14 protein-coding genes are annotated in these 17,147 nt (G+C 65.9%); 10 read left to right on the top strand and 4 right to left on the bottom strand.

The window, feature by feature from the left end; all coding sequences use genetic code 11:
- Positions 1–68: 68 nt before the first annotated feature.
- Entirely contained in the window at positions 69–476 is a 408-nt protein-coding gene (locus GV792_RS00340; protein ID WP_163821571.1) for a DUF7144 family membrane protein, read from the bottom strand.
- 21 nt (positions 477–497) lie between these two features.
- A complete protein-coding gene (locus GV792_RS00335) occupies positions 498–2,321 on the bottom strand; it encodes an alkyl/aryl-sulfatase (RefSeq protein WP_163821570.1) in 1,824 nt (607 codons plus the stop codon).
- 154 nt (positions 2,322–2,475) lie between these two features.
- Here GV792_RS00335 and GV792_RS00330 point away from each other — a divergent pair, with 154 nt between their 5' ends.
- Together GV792_RS00330 and msrA are read left to right on the top strand one after the other, a co-directional pair.
- Positions 2,476–4,095, top strand: coding sequence for an alpha/beta hydrolase (locus GV792_RS00330; RefSeq protein ID WP_256673721.1), 1,620 nt, complete (start codon positions 2,476–2,478; stop codon positions 4,093–4,095).
- Positions 4,096–4,285: 190 nt separating this feature from the next.
- Positions 4,286–4,801: a peptide-methionine (S)-S-oxide reductase MsrA gene (gene msrA / locus GV792_RS00325; protein WP_163821569.1), complete on the top strand. Its 516-nt coding sequence runs from the start codon at positions 4,286–4,288 to the stop codon at positions 4,799–4,801.
- A gap of 244 nt (positions 4,802–5,045) precedes the next feature.
- Here msrA and GV792_RS00320 read toward each other — a convergent pair whose 3' ends face one another.
- Entirely contained in the window at positions 5,046–5,261 is a 216-nt protein-coding gene (locus tag GV792_RS00320; RefSeq protein ID WP_163821568.1) for a hypothetical protein, read from the bottom strand.
- A gap of 117 nt (positions 5,262–5,378) precedes the next feature.
- Positions 5,379–7,973 (bottom strand): LuxR C-terminal-related transcriptional regulator, encoded by a 2,595-nt coding sequence (locus tag GV792_RS00315; protein ID WP_163821567.1) that lies wholly within the window; start codon positions 7,971–7,973, stop codon positions 5,379–5,381.
- A 307-nt stretch (positions 7,974–8,280) separates the two neighbouring features.
- Between GV792_RS00315 and GV792_RS00310 the strand changes: the two genes are divergently transcribed.
- The 8 genes from GV792_RS00310 (at position 8,281) to GV792_RS00275 (ending at position 17,107) form a co-directional block, all read left to right on the top strand.
- A complete protein-coding gene (locus tag GV792_RS00310) occupies positions 8,281–8,769 on the top strand; it encodes a DUF1269 domain-containing protein (protein ID WP_163821566.1) in 489 nt (162 codons plus the stop codon).
- 36 nt (positions 8,770–8,805) lie between these two features.
- Entirely contained in the window at positions 8,806–9,981 is a 1,176-nt protein-coding gene (locus GV792_RS00305) for an AI-2E family transporter (protein WP_163821565.1), read from the top strand.
- A 91-nt stretch (positions 9,982–10,072) separates the two neighbouring features.
- Complete coding sequence (locus GV792_RS00300) at positions 10,073–10,483, top strand: DUF7144 family membrane protein (protein ID WP_163821564.1); 411 nt, start codon at positions 10,073–10,075, stop codon at positions 10,481–10,483.
- Positions 10,484–10,529: 46 nt separating this feature from the next.
- Positions 10,530–12,209 (top strand): SulP family inorganic anion transporter, encoded by a 1,680-nt coding sequence (locus GV792_RS00295; RefSeq protein ID WP_163821563.1) that lies wholly within the window; start codon positions 10,530–10,532, stop codon positions 12,207–12,209.
- Between the two features lie 60 nt (positions 12,210–12,269).
- Positions 12,270–12,929, top strand: a complete 660-nt coding sequence (locus GV792_RS00290) for a GAP family protein (RefSeq protein ID WP_163821562.1) — start codon at positions 12,270–12,272, stop codon at positions 12,927–12,929.
- A complete protein-coding gene (locus GV792_RS00285; protein WP_163821561.1) occupies positions 12,929–14,629 on the top strand; it encodes a SulP family inorganic anion transporter in 1,701 nt (566 codons plus the stop codon). The genes GV792_RS00290 and GV792_RS00285 overlap by 1 nt, the downstream gene beginning before the upstream one ends.
- Complete coding sequence (locus tag GV792_RS00280; protein WP_163821560.1) at positions 14,626–15,594, top strand: HAD family hydrolase; 969 nt, start codon at positions 14,626–14,628, stop codon at positions 15,592–15,594. The genes GV792_RS00285 and GV792_RS00280 overlap by 4 nt, the downstream gene beginning before the upstream one ends.
- A 67-nt stretch (positions 15,595–15,661) precedes the next feature.
- Positions 15,662–17,107 (top strand): flavin-containing monooxygenase, encoded by a 1,446-nt coding sequence (locus tag GV792_RS00275; RefSeq protein ID WP_163821559.1) that lies wholly within the window; start codon positions 15,662–15,664, stop codon positions 17,105–17,107.
- Positions 17,108–17,147: the final 40 nt, after the last annotated feature.

Genomic DNA, 17,147 nt, shown 5'->3' with positions numbered 1-17,147 from the left:
GGAGGCACGCGCGACGCTTCACCCGATTCGGATGAACTCGCGCGAAAGGCCCACCGAGCCGGCCGGACCTAGCCCGTCCGCCACGTTGACACCGCCCAAATGACGACGATGTTCAGCGCGATCACCAGAATCGACCACCACGGGTAGTACGGGATCCACAGGAAGTTTCCGATGATGGACAGACCCGCAAGGAACACCGCGGCGACACGGGCCCAGACGGTACCGGCCATGAGCGCGATCGCCGTGATGACGATCAGCACTCCGAGCACGAGGTGGATCCAGCCCCACGTCGTCGTATCGAACTGATACGCGTACTCCGGTCCGGTGATGAACAATTCGTCGGTCGCGAGCGCGGAGATGCCCTGGAGAATCGAGAGCACACCAACGACCAGTAGCAGCACCGCCACGGCGATGGAGGTCACGGCTGCGACACCCTGCTTGACCGGATGCCGCTCGGGTTGTGTCATGTGTGTCATGCCTGGCCCTTCCTCGGTGTTCTACGGCGTGACGATCGGGAAGCGGGGGTCGGGTGTGTCGAGCAGTCCGGTCAATGTCGCGAGGAGGGACTGGTCGCCGTCGAGGCCGATGCCCGCGGTGGCCTTGCCCGCCAACATGCTCAGCAGCTGTTCTTTGGTCAAGGTCAGAGTCAGACCCGCTGGACCTCGAAGCGGCGCATCCTCGGTGCCTGTGCGGTGCGTCAGCGCACCGTTCGACATCGTCAACCGGACGACTCTGTCCTCGTCGGTCAACTTCCAATCCATCGTGAAACCGGACCCCGCGGCGCGAGGCCCGTCCACCCGCACGGCCAGCGCGTCGATGATCATGTCGACGCTCAATGCCGACATCAGTTCCGCGTTCGCGGTGTCGAGGTCGACGGGCGTCGCTCCGTGCCGCAGCTCTCGCGCACCGACGAGGAAGAAGTTGCGCCAGGTGCCGTTCTCGGACCCGTAGCCGAGCTTGTCGTACACCTCGGCCAGCGCCTGCTTGGCGGCGTCGTTGTCCGGTTCGGCGAATACCGCGTGGTTCAGCAGCGTTGCCGCGAATCGCAGGTCGCCTCGATCGGCGTACTCGCGCCCCTTGGCGATGAGCGCCTCGACACCGCCGTAGTCGGCGACATACCGCTGCGCGAGCTCGGCCGGTGGGTGCTCCCACAGATGAGCGGGGTTGCCGTCGAACCAACCCATGTACCGCTGGTAGATCGCCTTGATGTTGTGGCTGAGCGAACCGTAGTAGCCGCGGTCGGCCCATGCCCCGTCCAGGGCAGGAGGCAGAGCCAGTTCCTCGGCGATCTCCGGGCCGGTCAGACCGCGGTTGGTCAGGCGAAGGGTCTGATCGTGCATGTAGGCGTACATGTCTCGTTGCTGCGCCAGCCACGCGGTCCAGTTCTCGGTCCCCCACGTCGGCCAGTGGTGCGAAGCGAAGGCGACATCGGCCTTGTCACCGAACAGCCCGATCGCCTCGTCCAGATAGTGCGCCCAGATCCGGCTGTCACGCACGACCGCCCCGCGCAATGTCAGCACATTGTGCATATTGTGCGTCGCGTTCTCGGCCATGCAGAGCGCCCGCCGGTCCGGGAACAAGAAATTCATCTCGGCGGGGGCTTCGGTGCCGGGCGTGAGCTGGAAGACGATCCGGACACCGTCGATCTCCTCCACCTGGCCGGTGTGGGTGATGTCGACCGTCGGCGGGATGAGGGTGACGGTGCCGGTCGACGTGGTCATGCCGAGCCCGGCACCGATCTGCCCATCAGGCGCCTTGTCCAGGCCGGTGCCGTACATGAAGATCGCCCGGCGGGTCATCGCGTTGCCTGCGTAGACGTTCTCACTGACCGCATGCTCGAGGAAACCGATCGGGGCGAGAATCGGCACTGGCGGATGGCCCTCCGGCACGACGCCGCGCGCCCCGCCGAAGTGGTCTACATGGGAGTGCGTGTAGATCATCCCTGTGACCGGGCGATCGCCACGGTGACGCCGGTACAGCGCAAGCGCGGCGGCCGCGGTTTCGGCCGAGATCAGGGGATCGATGACGATGACACCGTCATGCCCCTCGACGAGCGTCATGTTCGACAGATCGAAGTTGCGTACCTGATAGATGCCGTCGGTGACCTCGAACAGTCCCTGTTTGCTGCACAGCTGCCCCTGCCGCCACAGGCTGGGGTTCGCAGTCGAAGGGCAGTCGCCGGTCAGGAATTTGTAGGCACCCATGTCCCAGATGACGCGACCGTCAGCAGCGCGAATCTCCGGTGGGTCGAGTGCCTCGATGAATCCGCGGTCGGCGTTCTCGAAATCGGTCGTGTCATCGAAGTTCAAATGTGTCGTCATTTTGTCCCTCACGTCGACATTTCGGATATCTGACCGGAAGCGGATACGGCGGACGCTATCGACGGATGCGGGCGTGCGGTTCACCCGTCGCGGGTGAATTCCACCTGTCGGACACCGGCGACAGACCGCTGCCCGACCCGCACAGCGTTGCCCGATGTCGGGGTCGGATATCGATCCAAAGGAGGATGCCGCGCCCACCGTGCCGGTAGATCATCGAGCGGTGCGGTGGACGAGATCTGTTCTTGTAGTGGTGCTGACGGTGGCGTTGGCGGGGTGTGTGGATTCGATGACCGAGGGCGGCGACGGAGGTGACAATGCTTCGGCTCGCGTAACGCAGCTGGTCGCGGAGGCCGATGCCGCGCCAACGCCGCAGCTGAATTGGGGGGCGTGCGGCGAACCCGAACTCGACGGATACGAGTGCGCGGTGGCGCAGGTGCCGCTCGACTATTCGAGGCCGGCCGAACGCACCCTGCCGTTGGCGGTGGTCCGTCGTCCTGCGGCGGATCCGGACCATCGCATCGGCACGTTGTTCGCCGGGGTCGGCGGTCCAGGCGGCTCCGGGTACGACTGGGCCCGAGATACCGACATCCTTTCGGGTGAGCTCGCGCGGCGATTCGACGTGGTGACCTTCGACCAGCGTGGCATCGGGCGCAGTAGCCAGGTGCACTGCTTCGCCGACCCCGCTGCCCAGCAACAGTTCTGGGACGATGTGGCGCTGCCACCGGTGAACAGCGATCAGCAAGCCGCCGCGGCGGTGGCAGCCCGCGAACTGGCTGCGGGCTGCTCTGAGCACAGTGGCGACCTGCTTCCGCACTTGACCACTGTCGATGCGGCACGTGACCTGGACCTGCTGCGCCGGGCGATGGGTGAGGCGCAGATGAACTACATCGGCTACTCCTACGCCAGTTATTTGGGTCAGGTGTACGGCGCATTGTTCGGGGATCGCGTGCGGGCGTTGCAGCTGGGCTCGATGGTCGCTCCGGATCTCTACACCAACGACAGTGCGGCTGCGCTCGGCCAGACCGCAGCCGGCACCGAGGAAGTGTTCACCGAATTCGCCAGGTTGTGCGAACTCGCGGCACCCGGCGCATGCGCATTCGCGGGCGAGGGGGTGCGGCACCGCGCTGCCACACTGCTGGACCGGCTGAAGCAGGATCCGATCGTTGTCGGCACGGGGGCCGAGGCACTGCCGGTGAGCTATCGCGATGTGATGTTGGTACACGTCGCCCTGCTCTACGACTCCGAGCAGGGCTGGCCCGCCCTGGCGCAGCTGCTCACCGAACTCGAGCGTGGCCCGCAGGGCGATCCCAACACTGCCCGTGAGGTTTTGTCGGCGGTGCCGTACACCAATGACTTCCTCGAGTCCTACACCGCAATTTCCTGCGCCGACAACGCATTTCCCCGTGACCCGGAACGCTGGCCCACGTTTGCCGCGACCTCACCCGAATACGGTGCGTACTGGTTGTACCCGTTGCAGGCCTGCGCTTCCTGGCCCGCTCCCCCGACGGGCTACCCGCAGCGCTACACCGGCCCGTGGACGCTACACACGCAGACCCCCGCACTGCTCATCAACAACCGGTTCGACCCGGCCACTCCCCTGTCGCTCGCACAGCGCGCGGAACAAGCTCTCGGCAATGCACACCTGCTGGTCATCCCCGGTTACGGTCACGACCCGACCAGCCCCTGCGTGCGAGCCGTCCAGGAGCGCTATTTGATCGATCTGAAACTGCCCGACACCGGTTGCCCACCCGCCCACGTGCCCTTCACCGACTGAACGGCGGGCCGCCGGGCCTGTAACCTCCTGGATCCAGCCTTCGCGGCGGGTGGGGTCGAACCCACCGCCGCGGGTCAGCTGATGGAATAGGCCCGGCGGCCCACCACGTTGTATGGGTCGACCCGACGTCCCGGAGTTCGTGAGGGACGGGGCGGCGGTACCGAGAACATGCGATCGAGAAGGAGACGGCGTGAGCAGTCCACAGAAAGCGGTGCTGGCGGGTGGGTGCTTCTGGGGGATGCAGGATCTGATCCGTAAGCAGCCGGGGGTGCTGTCGACGCGGGTCGGCTACACCGGCGGCAGCAATGACCGCCCGACCTACCGCAACCATCCCGGTCATGCCGAGGCGGTCGAGATCGTCTACGACCCCGAGCAGACCGATTACCGGGCGCTGCTGGAGTTCTTCTTCCAGATCCACGACCCCACCACGAAGGACCGGCAGGGTAACGACATCGGCACCAGCTACCGGTCGGAGATCTTCTACCTCGACGACGACCAGCGGCGGACTGCCTTGGAGACCATCGTCGACGTCGACGATTCCGGGCTCTGGCCGGGCAAGGTGGTCACCGAGGTGACGCCCGCTCCCGAGTTCTGGGAGGCCGAACCCGAACACCAGGACTACCTGGAGCGCTTCCCGGAGGGCTACACCTGCCACTTCCCGCGGCCGGGCTGGAAGCTGCCGAGGCGTAGCACCACGGCGCGGTAGGCCGCGACTCCGTAGCACGACCGCTCACCTGCGATCCCCAGCTCAGCGGTTGGCCCGGATCCGGCATGGCGAGCGTCAGCACGGCGTGGCCACGACCGCGATGGCCGCCATCATCGTGATGCTGCCGCCAAAGGTGCGCGAGCCGAAGAACAGGCCGACGCCGGCGGCGCGGACTCGAATCCTCGAGCGCTGCAACAGAATCAGCTACCCGATCGCACTGGCGCCTGCGCCGAGCGCGAGCGCCTCAGTCCGGCAAACGCGCCATTTCCAGCAACGTCAGACCGAGGGAGTCGATGCGCGCGAGGATTCCTCGCATCGCCGTGTTGTCGGCGACCGGTCCGTACAGGGTTGTCGTCGCGCGCGCCGAGTGCGTACTCGCGGCCAGTTCGGGGAAGGCTGCCAGCGCGCGTTCGGACAGTTCACCCTCGATGATGAACTGATATCGCATCGGCGCTGGCATCGGCTCGGTACCTCCCTCGTGTCCGGGTGTGTTCGACTCCGAGCATCTGCTCCAGCATGCGGCTGCCCACGCTGTTGCCACATCATCCGATACGGGTGAATCCCGCCGGGTGGCCTGCTACAGCAGGCCAAGCTGCCGGGCCTGCGCAATGGCATCGGCACGGGAGGTGGTACCGAGTTTCTGGTAGATGCCGCGCAGATGGGTCTTGACCGTATTGATCGAGACACCCATGTCCTTGGCGACGTTCTGCGATGTCCGCCCGGACGGTAGCTGGCGCAGCACCGTCAGCTCGGTCTCGGTGAGATGAGGCGCGTCGGCCGAACGCAGTGCGCTCGGATGCGCGCGAATGGTGTCGACCAAGGCGTCGCCATGCCCGAAACGACCGGCGTTGGCGTCGAGCAACTCCACGGTGCCGGGTACATCGAGGAACGGGCGGATGATCTGATCGGGCGCGGCCGCAGCGAGCGCGTTGTCGAGCGCCTCGTACACCTTGGCTGGCCGATCCAGCTGATGACAGGCCGAGGCGAATAACAGCCATGCGGTCACTGCGGTGTTGGTGTGCAGGGATTCCGGGTCCGCGAGCAGCGGTTCCAACAGCGACAGCGTGCTCGCCGGTTTGTGCTGGGATTCCGCGAGCGCCGCGGCCACCACATCCGTCTCGGGCGTGCGTCCCAGCGCTGCCCTACCGTGCTCGATCAGCCGCCGCGCCGCGTCTTTCGCCTGGACTTTCAGCTGTACCCAGACCACGTGCAGCAGGATCCTGCCTGTGGCTTCCGCCGGTCGGGTCTGGTCGAGAAGTTGATGCGCAGCGCGATCGAGTTCCTCGGCCACACCATATCGATCGCCGGCCGACTCGAAGGCGATGAGCCCGAACACGAGACGCTCGTGCCAAACCGCGGCCGGAATCAAGGTTTCCTGGTGGCCACGGTGCCGACCGGGTTCGACGTCAGGAAATGGCGACGGCTCCCCACACAGGTAGGCGGCGCCGGCGGCCATCATTCTGGCCTGCGCGACATCGGGCAGCTCGGTCAGCGCATACTTTTCGGCGAGTGCCACCGCCCGCATCGCCCGCTCGCGCATGGCTGCGATCGAACCAGACAAACCCGCCGACATCGCCAGCCTGGCGACAGCGAGGATCTCCAGCCGAGGCAGCGCAGCCTGTTCGGCCAACGCCAGGGCGTGCAGTATCCCGGCCTCGCCGTCTCGCATATCGCCACGACGCGTCCTGGCCGTCGCAGCCTGCAGCACGATGAAGCAGTCCAGGTCGACATGCCCGGTGACGGCAGCCATTCGCAGGTGACTCGTGTCGGGATCGGCATGGTCATCATGACCGGCGACATGCGCATCCACCGCAACAGCAGACGCCAGCGGACGCAGCCAGGCATTCGGAACGATCTCCGACTCGCCCCGGCCGCGGGCCGTGAGCAGCCCGAGATAGGCCCCGACCTCCACGCTGTCGGCCCGAGACACCGCATCGATGGCACGCAGTAGCCAGAGGAACGGATCGTCGGCCAGGCTCCGCTCCGAACCGATCTGCTGGAACAGGGCGGGCCCCTCTCCGCTGAACACGATGCGTGGGCCATAGTCGCGGAGGAAATCTGCCACCTGCGGCCGGCCGGGCTCGGCCAGCAGATGAGCAAGCGCGTCGAGATGATGGCCTATCGCCACCAGGGAATGGGCGGCCTTCGCGTGTAAACCCGCGACCTGATGCGGATCACGTCGACGTAGCTCGGCCAGTAAATAGGTGCGGACCATCGGGTGATAGGAGTACCAGAGGTCCCCGTCGCGGGATTTGTGGTGGATGGGGAAGTTCATCCGCGCGAGATCTTCCAGGATCCGGGCCGAATCCATGCCGCATAGTTCATTCGCCATATCGACGGTGAACGCGACCGGCACCGCGGTGCCGAGCACGAAATCCAATGTCTGCGGCGGCAACAGGCCGAGAACCTCACCGACGAGGAAATCCGCGACCGCATGGGGTGTCCGTGCCAGCGCCGACAAAGCACCGTCTCGGTCGTCGGCATGCCCCGCCAGATAGATCGCGGCGATCCGCACCAGCGCGGCCCAGCCACCGGTCAACCGCTGGACGGTCTCGATCTCGGTGTCGGTGAGCCGAATTCCGTGCTGGTCGAACAGCTCCGCGATCTGCCGGTCACCGAAGGTGAGTTCGACCGCACCCATGCGCACCAGCCGCCCGGTCAGCGCTAAGGAATGCCAGCGCACCGGCGGGTCGAATCTGCCGAGCATCACCACGGTCAACGTTGCCGGGGTGTGCGCGACCAAGTACTCCATTCCCGACAGAGTCAGCGGATCGGTCAGCAGGTGCGCGTCGTCGATCACCAGTACAGCCGGGGTGGTGCGGGCGCCGAGTTCATCCACGAGCGCGACGGCATGGGCGGTCGGATTGTCGATCGCGCCACGGGCGAGGGGCCCAGGAGGCAGACCCAGCGCCGTCCGGACCACCGCCCACAGTGTCTCCGGGTGGCCGCTCTGTTCGGTCGCCGTGACCCAACCGACCTCCACTGCGCTGTCGCCTCGCAGCCGATCCTCGACCCACGCCACCGTCAGCGCGGTCTTCCCGGTGCCCGCAGGCGCACATACCAGCGCGACCTTTCCCCCGTCGCGGGCCAGATCCAAGGCATCTATGGCGCCGACGAGCCGGATCGGCCGGAACGGCAGCGCAGGCACCACCGGCCCCGCCGCACCGCCCATGGCAAAATCCTGGCTACCCCTCGAGTCAGGCGTTATAGACTGCGAAGCGGACACCGCGCCTCCTGGAGCTGCATCGTCAACGAATCGTTGCCATTACGCCATTGCCTTGCAGTTCATGTGAAACGTACCTGTTTGTTTGCCGGATGGTGCGCATTGTGATGACTTTGTGGCATGGATTTCATCCAAAAACCCGTACCTGGTTCATCCGAAACGTGTGAGGCCGCCGAACCGCCCAGCTCCTAGCGTCGATGCCAGCCGGCCGATGCGCCGGTGGCCTTCAGCATCTCGACGACCACAGGAGCACACGATGGCAGCGACCCTGACAGTGTGGAAGTTCCCGACCGCTACCGGCGCCGATACCGCGATCGACACGCTGACCCGACTCCAATCCGAGGAACTGATCAAGGTCCACGACGCGGCCATGGTCAGCTGGCCGGAGGGCACCAAGAAGCCACAGACGCGCCAGTTGCACCACCTGGCCGGCGTCGGAGCGCTCGGCGGCGCCTTCTGGGGCCTGTTGTTCGGCATCCTGTTCTTCATCCCGCTCATCGGCGCCGCAGTGGGTGCCGGTGTCGGCGCGCTGGCCGGTTCGCTCTCCGATATCGGCATCGACGACAAATTCATCGCCAAGCTCAAAGACCAGATCACCCCGGGCACCTCGGCCCTGTTCGTACTGACCTCCGACGCGACCATGGACCGCGTACACGACGAATTCCACGGCCAGCACGCCGAACTCATTTCGACCAACCTCTCCCATGAGCAGGAAGCTCAGCTGCGCGAGGTCTTTGCCGACTGAGTCCACGCGCCCCGTCGACCGAGAGAAGAACCGAGCATGCGTGCGACCCGGGGATCGGAAAAGAAGAAGTCCCGCGCGGCTGTGCCACCACCGGCGGCCTCCGGTGCGGTATGGGCGATCCCGCGTGGGCTCATCGTGCTGCTGTCCATCGCGGGTGCCGTGGTCGCGATCGGCGGAATCAAGGCGTTCTCCGGAATACTCGGGCCGCTGTTCCTGGCGTTGATGCTGACGGTGGCCGTCCAGCCCATCCAGTCGTGGGCGCAGCGTCGCGGACGGCCCGCCTGGGTGGGGATGGTCGCGGCGCTGGTCGTGGTGTACCTGATCATCATCGTGTTGGTCGGCTCGCTGATCGTGTCCGCGGCACAGTTGGCCACCCAGCTGCCCGAGTACACCGATCAGGTCGACGATCTGCTCGAGGGTGTCCGTGGCACGCTCGCGGATGCGGGGGTGAGTTCCGAGCAGATCAACAATGTGCTCAGCGGTATCGACGTCGGCAAGGTCGTGGAGGTGATCGAACAGGCGTTGCAGAGCCTGCTCGGGATCCTGTCGAACCTGTTCTTCATCCTGGCGCTGTTGCTGTTCATGGCGTTCGACGGAATGACCATGGACCGCAAGATGACGATCGTGGCGAAGGCACGGCCCGAGATCGCCTACGCCCTGGAGACCTTCGCACACGGCACCCGCCAATACCTGGTGGTGTCGACGATATTCGGGTTGATCGTCGCGGTCATCGACGGTGGCGCCCTGTGGTTGTTGGGCGTGCCATTACCGGTGTTGTGGGCATTGCTGTCGTTCATCACCAACTACATCCCGAATATCGGGTTCGTCATCGGCCTGATACCCCCGGCACTGCTCGCCCTGCTCGAGGGCGGGCCGGTGCTCATGCTGTGGGTGATCATCGTCTACTGCGTGATCAATTTCGTCATCCAGTCGATCATCCAGCCGAAGTTCGTGGGTGACGCGGTCGGGTTGAGCGTGACGGTCACGTTCCTGTCGCTGGCGATCTGGACCTGGATCCTCGGCGCTCTCGGCGCCCTGCTCGCCATTCCGCTGACCTTGCTGGTGAAGGCGCTGCTACTGGATATCGATCCGGCCTCGCGCTGGGTGAATGTCCTGATCAGCTCCGGTGCGGCTGTGTCCGGCGACAAACCAGGCGATGACGAGCCCGGCACTGTCGATCAGCCCGAGCCTGGACCGGTCCCCGCTGGTTGAAGGTCACCATATTCACCCTGGACGGGTGAAGCGCCCGCGGCCCGCACCGGCGAATGTCGACCTACAACCGCTTCGTATGAAGGGATGAACGATGACGCACTCCTCCGAAACTGAAAGCCCGGTGCGGCAGGGCATCGCGGCGGGGACCTCGATCGGCGCCGCGATACTGCTACTCACCGTCGGTGTGCTGTCGATCTTGCAGGGCATCTCGGCGGTCGCCGAGGACCAGCTGTTCGTAGTCGGCATCGAGTACGTATACGAATTCGATACCACCACCTGGGGCTGGATCCACATCGCCCTCGGGATCATCCTGGTGATCTGCGCACTCGGGTTGATGACCGGAACCACCTGGGGCCGGGTCGCGGCGGTGGCCATCGCCGCGCTGTCGATCATCGCCAACTTCCTGTGGCTGCCCTACTATCCGGCGTGGTCGATTCTGATCATCGTGCTCAACGTTGTCGTGATCTGGGCCGTCACCACGTGGAACCCCAGCGAGATGTGACCTCAGCGGGCCCGCTCACCGTCGCACCCGCACATCCTGGGTGCCGATGAGCAGGCTCACACACTGGATACGAGCCCGGCTGCCCGGTGAGCGCATGCGCAGAAGCGATGTGCTCGCCGGGCTTTCCGGCGCAATCGGCAGCGTGCCCGACGGTATGGCATCCGGCCTGCTGGCGGGGGTCAACCCGGTGCACGGGCTGTACGCGTCGATGGCGGGGCGGATATTCGGCGGCCTGACGACCAGCACCAAACTCATGGTCGTCACCACGACCAGCGCGTCAGCGCTGGCCGCCGGATCCGCACTGGCGGCGGTGCCGGTCGAGGACCGGTCCGCGGCGACGGTCGTGCTGACCCTCGTCGCCGGCGCCGTGATGATCGTGGCGGCGGCACTGAAGCTCGGCCGCTACACCCGGTTCGTCTCGCATTCGGTGATGACCGGCTTCCTCTCGGGTGTGGCCGCGAATATCGCCTTCGGCCAGCTCGCCGGGTTCACCGGCGTTTCGGCCGAGGGTGAGGTGGCCCTGGCCAAGGCCACCGACGTCGTCCTGCACGCTAGTCGCATCGACCTCGCCTCGGTGCTGATCGGGACGGTCACGATACTGCTCGTTGTCGGGATGAGCAGGACGCGCTTCGGCATGCTCGGTTCGCTTGCCGCGCTCATTGTCTCGACCGCGATGTTGCCGCTGTTCGGGTTGGATTCGGTGGCACGGGTTTCCGATGTCGGTGACATTCCGCACGGTATTCCCCTTCCGGCCCTGCCCGATCTCTCGATGCTGACACCGTCGCTGATCAGCGGGGCGGCAGCGGTCGCGGTGATCGTGCTGGTGCAGGGCGTCGGGGTGGCCGAGGCCGCGCCGAACCGGGACGGCACCCGCTCGGAAATCAACCGGGATTTCACCGGACAGGGCGTCGGCAATGTCGCCTCGGGCTTCTTCGGCGGGATGCCGGTGGGCGGCTCCGTCGGCCAGACGGCGCTCACGACCGTTGCCGGAGCGCGCACCCGGTGGGGTCCGATGTGGTCGGGACTGTGGATGGTGGTCATCCTGATCGCGTTCGCCGGTCTGGTCGGCCATGTTCCTATGCCCACCCTGGCTGCGGTACTCATCGTCGCCGCGGTCGGGTCGTTCGATCCCGCGCGGATCGTTGCTATCTGGCGTAGCGGGCCGACCTCCCGTCTTGCCCTGGCGGCGACATTCCTCGCCACGCTGTTCCTCCCGGTCACCGCGGCGGTCGGCATCGGGGTCACGCTGTCGCTGTTGCTGCAACTCAATCAGGAAGCGGTCGATTTGAAGGTCGTGCAGCTGCGCGCCGAGAACGGCAGGCTGGTCGAGGTGCCCGCGCCGACCGCGTTGCGCAGTCGCGAGATCGTCATCCTCGACGTGTACGGCAGCCTGTTCTATGCCGGCGCCCGCACCCTGCAGGTGCGTCTGCCCGATCCCGCAGGCGCCGAATCGCCGATGGTCGTCTTGCGCATGCGCGGGCGGACCACGCTCGGCGCGACATTCTTCGTCGTGGTCAGCGACTATGCGCGGCGGCTCGATGCCGTTGGCGGACATCTCCATCTCAGCGGTGTCGACGCCCAGGTCCTCGACTACTGGAACCAGGACCGATTGCACCGTCAGGGCATTGCGCTCGACTTATACCCGGCGACGGCGACCCTGGGCGAATCGACGCTTGCCGCCTACGCCGAGGCGCGGGTCCGGCTGCGCGATCAATCCGCGAGCTGACAATCGATTTCACCCTCAACGTGTGACGAGCGGCGCTCCCGGGGTCGTTAGGTTGACGCCATGGGCCAAGTCATCGGTGATCTGCTTCCACTGGCCGTGGGTGTGGCGATCTCGCCGATACCGATCGTGGCCGCCATCCTCATGTTGTTGTCCGCCAATGCCGCCAAGACCAGCACCGGGTTCGGACTCGGCTGGGTGGTCGGGATCATCGTGGTCACCGGGTTTCTCGTCGCCTTGTCCGGGACGCTGAGCGACACCGGTGACGAGCAGCCGTCTGCGGCCGCGTCGTGGATCAAGATCGCACTCGGTGTCCTGCTGGTTGTGCTCGCAGGCAAGCAGTGGCGCGATCGGGGCGATACCGAGGTGCCCGGCTGGATGCGTGCCATCGACGAACTCGGCTTCGGCAAGGCGGCGGGTCTCGGACTTCTACTGTCCGCGGTGAATCCGAAGAACCTGCTGCTGTGCGTTTCGGCCGGTGTGGTTATCGGCACCGGCGGACTCTCGGCGCAAGGCGAGGTCGTAGCCGTGGTGGTCTTCACCGTCCTCGCCGCCTGCACAGTGATCGTGCCTGTGATCGGGTACGCGGTCGCGGCCGACAAACTGCGGGGCGGGCTCGACGCGATGAAGGTCTGGTTGCAGAACAACAACCACATCGTGATGGCGATCGTCCTGCTGGTGATGGGTGCTGTGGTCGTCGGCAAGGGCATCGGTGGTCTGTAGTGACAGGGCCGACGACCGAACGGCCATGGCCGGTATTCGGTTCGCTGCAGCACTATCAGCGGGGCTGGCTGCGTGCCGATGTCGTCGCGGGGCTCACGGTGTGGGCGGTCATGGTGCCCGAAGCACTGGCCTACGCCTCGATCGCCGGGGTACCACCCGTGATCGGCCTGTACGCCGCGATCCCGGCGCTGGTGCTCTACGCCCTGGCCGGTAGCTCCCGGCATCTGGTGGTCGGCCCGATGTCGGCGACCGCGGCGTTGTCGGCGGCGATCATCACTCCCCTGGCCGGCAGCGATGGCGGACGCTACCTCGCTCTGTCGACCGCTCTCGCCCTCGCCACCGGCATCGTCGGGCTCATCGCGGGGCTGATCCGGCTTGGCTTCATTGCTTCGTTCATTTCCGAACCGGTGTTGAAAGGTTTCATCGTCGGTTTGGCGTTGACGATCATCATCGGCCAGGTGCCGAAACTGTTCGGCATCGAGAAGACGCCGGGCAACTTCTTCGAACAAGCCTTGGGCGTCATTCGTCATCTCGGCGACACCCACTGGCGCACAGCGCTGATCGGGGCATTGTCGCTCGCGATCGTCCTGGGATTCAAGCGCTGGTTGCCGCTGGTACCGGGGTCGCTGCTGGCGGTGCTGCTCGGGATCGGTGCGGTCACCGCTTTCGGGCTCGACGAGCAAGGCGTCGACATCGTCGGCCATATCGACTCGGGCATGCCCTCGGTGGGCATGCCCGACGGAATCGGTGTCGGCGAACTCATCGACCTGCTCGGTCCCGCGGTCGGGGTGCTGTTGATCGGGTTCGCCGAAGGGCTCGGCGCTGCGAAAACATATGCGGCCAAGGCTGGTTACCAGGTCGACGCGAATCGGGAATTGTTCGGTCTCGGTGCCGCCAACCTCGGGTCGGGGCTCGGATCGGGCATGGTGGTCAACGGCAGTTTGTCCAAAACGGCCGTGAACGGCGGCGCGGGCGCGAAGACGCAGTTGAGCGGCCTCGTCGTCGCAGCCCTCGTCATCGTGACACTGCTGTTTCTGACGGGCCTGTTCGAGAACCTGCCCGAAGCGACGCTGGCCGGCGTGGTCATTGCCGCGGTCATCGAACTCGTCGACATCGATGCCCTGCGCCGGTTGTACCGGGTGTGGACGACGCGGCTCGGCAGCATATACGGGCACGCCGCCCGCGCCGATTTCGCGGCCGCCGTCGCGGCTATGGCGGGCGTGCTCATCTTCGATACCCTGCCCGGTCTGATCATCGGCATCGGCGTCTCGATGCTGCTCCTGCTGTACCGCGCCTCGCAACCGCATGTAGCCGGCCTGGCCAAGGACGGCACCCTGTGGGTCGACACCGACCGCCACCCCGAGCTCGAACAACGCCAGGACCTGCTGGTGGTGCGGGTGGAGGCCGGGCTGTTCTTCGCCAATGCCGACTACGTCGAACACCGCATCGAGAGCATGTGCACCGACAGCACCCGAGTGGTGATCCTCGACGCCGAGACCTCACCGTTCGTCGACGTGAGCGCAGCGTCGATGCTCGCGCAACTGCGTGACACCCTGGCCCGGCAACGCATCGATTTCGCGGTCGCCCGCGATATCGGGCAATTTCGCGACGCCCTTGGGCAGTCGGTATCGGGCGATCGTCGGGTCCCGGTGTACCCGACGGTGTCCTCGGCGCTCGACGACTTGGACCGTCGCCGATGACGCCGCGACATAGTGCGACCGAGGAGGTCACCTTGGAGTCCTGGCGCGACAGCCCGGCCCGCACCGCTGTCGTCGACTTCGTCGCCCGTATCGAGCGCAGCAGAGTTCCGGTCGCCGATCGAATCGCTGTCTTCGACAATGACGGCACACTGTGGACCGAGAAACCGATGCCGGTGCAGCTGGTGTTCTTGCTGTCGCGGTGGGCCCGGATGGCCGAGGCGAATCCGCGGCTGCGGGAACGACAACCCTATGCCGCTGCGACCACGCACGACTACCGCTGGCTCGCCGAGGCCGTCGACAGGCATTACGCCGGAGACGATTCGGCCACCACCCAGCTGCTCGGTGCCGTCGCCGCGGCCACCGCGGGCCTGGACGTCGAGGACTACACCGCGCATGCCAGAGAATTCCTCGCCGCCGGCGTGCACCCGGTGCTGTTGCGGCCCTTCGGTGAATGCGTCTACACGCCGATGCTGGAACTGATGCGATATCTGGAGGCCCATGATTTCGCGGTCTACATCGTCTCCGGCGGCGACCGCGACTTCATGCGACCGGCCGGTGACATGTTCTACGGTGTGCCGCGCGAACGGGTGATCGGTTCCAGCCTCGGTCTCGAATACGGCGGAGGTTCCGTGCATTACAGCCCGAAGATGGCTTTCGTCGATGACGGGCCGGAGAAGCCGGTGCGGATCTGGAGCCGCATCGGGCGGCGCCCTTTGCTCGCGGTCGGTAACTCCAACGGGGACGTTCCGATGCTCGAACTCACCCGCCACGACGGCTTGCGACTGCTGATCCACCACGACGACAGCGACCGCGAATTCGCCTATGACGCGGGCGCCGAACACGCGCTGGCGATGGCCGCCGAGCATCGATGGCAGGTGGTCAGCGTGCACGATGACTGGTCGCGTGTCTTTCCCGACGAACCACGATCCGGCGAGGCCGACCCCGACGGGCACCCGCCGGGGTGACAGAAGGCGGAAACGGGCCGATCCTGAACACTGGAGGTAATCACACACCCCACCGAGAGGAGCCGGTATGAAGCCCTCCATCGCCGTCATCGGCAGCGGCTTCGGCGGCCTGGCCGCCGTCATCGAATTGAAGAAGCAGGGCTTCGACGACATCGTCGTGTTCGAGAAGGGTTCCGATGTGGGTGGGGTGTGGCGGGAGAACACCTATCCGGGTGCTGCCTGTGACATTCCGTCGCCGTTCTACTCGTTCTCCTTCGAGCCGAACCCGCGCTGGCCGCATCGGTTCTCCCGACAACCGGCCATCCTCGACTACATGCGGCAGGTCGCCGACAAGTACGACGTGCGCCGTCATATCCGGTTCGGCGTCGAGGTGATCGGCGCCGCGTTCGACGAGAGGACCGGTCGGTGGACGGTGCGGCTGAGCACCGGCGACTCCGTCGTCGTCGATGTGCTGGTGTCGGCCGTCGGTCAGTTGGCACGGCCGGTGTTGCCGGAAATCGCGGGGCGGGAGCGGTTCGCGGGTGTCAGCTTTCATTCGGCCAAGTGGCGCCATGATATCGATCTGACGGGCAAGCGGGTTGCGGTGATCGGCACCGGTGCCAGCGCGATCCAGTTCGTGCCGGAGATTCAGCAGCGGGTCGGCCGGCTGACCGTCTTCCAGCGGAGCGCGCCCTATATCGTTCCGCGGCCCGACCGTGAGTTCTCACCGATACATCACACGGTGTTCGAGAAGGCGCCGGTCACCGAACTCGGCGAGCGGGTCACCTGGTACGGCGTGGTCGAAGGACTCAGTTTCGCCTGGGTCTACTCCAAACCGCTGGCCGCTGCGATCAGGGCGGTCTCCAAATGGCATATGCGCAGGCAGACCAAGGCGAAGCCGGGGCTGTTCGAGAAGGTGTGGCCCGACTATCCGGTGGGGTGCAAGCGGATCCTGTTCTCCGACGACTACCTGCCCGCCCTGGTCGAACCGAACGTCGAGCTGTGCACCGAACGGATCAGCGAAATCACCGAATCGGGCGTGCGGACCGCCGCCGGGACCGAGCACGAGGCCGACGTCATCATCTGGGGCACGGGCTTCGCCGCCACCGAATTCCTGGCTCCCATGACGATCACCGGCGAAGAAGGCCGTGACCTGCACGAGGAGTGGAAGGGCGGCGCGCGCGCCTACTACGGCATGACCGTTCCCGGTTTCCCCAACCTGTTCATCATGTACGGGCCCAACACCAATACCGGTGGCGGATCGATCATCTACTTCCTCGAGGCGCAGGCGAAGTACCTCGGCCGCTACGTCGCGCACATGGTCGGCGTCGGCGCCCCGCTGAATGTGCGCCCCGATGTCGAGCAGGCCTTCGACGAGCGCATCCAGGCCAAACTCAACGGCAGTGTGTGGAGCCGGTGTTCCTCCTGGTACCGCCAGGCCGACGGCCGCATCACCACCAACTGGCCCTCGCTGGGGATCGAGTACAAGGCACAGGCGAAGTTCGACCCGGCGGACTACGAGGTCGTGTCGTGATCCGTCCGATGACCCACGCGACCTGACACGATGACCGGCC

The sequence above is a fragment of the Nocardia cyriacigeorgica genome (assembly GCF_010868145.1).
Classification (GTDB): domain Bacteria; phylum Actinomycetota; class Actinomycetes; order Mycobacteriales; family Mycobacteriaceae; genus Nocardia; species Nocardia cyriacigeorgica_D.
The sequence above is the reverse complement of the archived record's forward strand: the minus strand, read 5'-3'. Positions and strand labels throughout refer to the sequence as shown.

Coding starts and splice junctions, on each gene's coding strand:
- GV792_RS00275 (WP_163821559.1), top strand. CDS start 15,662: ATGAAGCCCTCCATCGCCGTCATCGGCAGCGGCTTCGGCGGCCTGGCC.
- GV792_RS00335 (WP_163821570.1), bottom strand. CDS start 2,321: ATGACGACACATTTGAACTTCGATGACACGACCGATTTCGAGAACGCC.
- GV792_RS00330 (WP_256673721.1), top strand. CDS start 2,476: ATGTCGGGGTCGGATATCGATCCAAAGGAGGATGCCGCGCCCACCGTG.
- GV792_RS00315 (WP_163821567.1), bottom strand. CDS start 7,973: ATGGGCGGTGCGGCGGGGCCGGTGGTGCCTGCGCTGCCGTTCCGGCCG.
- GV792_RS00310 (WP_163821566.1), top strand. CDS start 8,281: ATGGCAGCGACCCTGACAGTGTGGAAGTTCCCGACCGCTACCGGCGCC.
- GV792_RS00300 (WP_163821564.1), top strand. CDS start 10,073: ATGACGCACTCCTCCGAAACTGAAAGCCCGGTGCGGCAGGGCATCGCG.
- GV792_RS00305 (WP_163821565.1), top strand. CDS start 8,806: ATGCGTGCGACCCGGGGATCGGAAAAGAAGAAGTCCCGCGCGGCTGTG.
- GV792_RS00295 (WP_163821563.1), top strand. CDS start 10,530: ATGAGCAGGCTCACACACTGGATACGAGCCCGGCTGCCCGGTGAGCGC.
- GV792_RS00280 (WP_163821560.1), top strand. CDS start 14,626: ATGACGCCGCGACATAGTGCGACCGAGGAGGTCACCTTGGAGTCCTGG.
- GV792_RS00320 (WP_163821568.1), bottom strand. CDS start 5,261: ATGCCAGCGCCGATGCGATATCAGTTCATCATCGAGGGTGAACTGTCC.
- GV792_RS00340 (WP_163821571.1), bottom strand. CDS start 476: ATGACACACATGACACAACCCGAGCGGCATCCGGTCAAGCAGGGTGTC.
- GV792_RS00290 (WP_163821562.1), top strand. CDS start 12,270: ATGGGCCAAGTCATCGGTGATCTGCTTCCACTGGCCGTGGGTGTGGCG.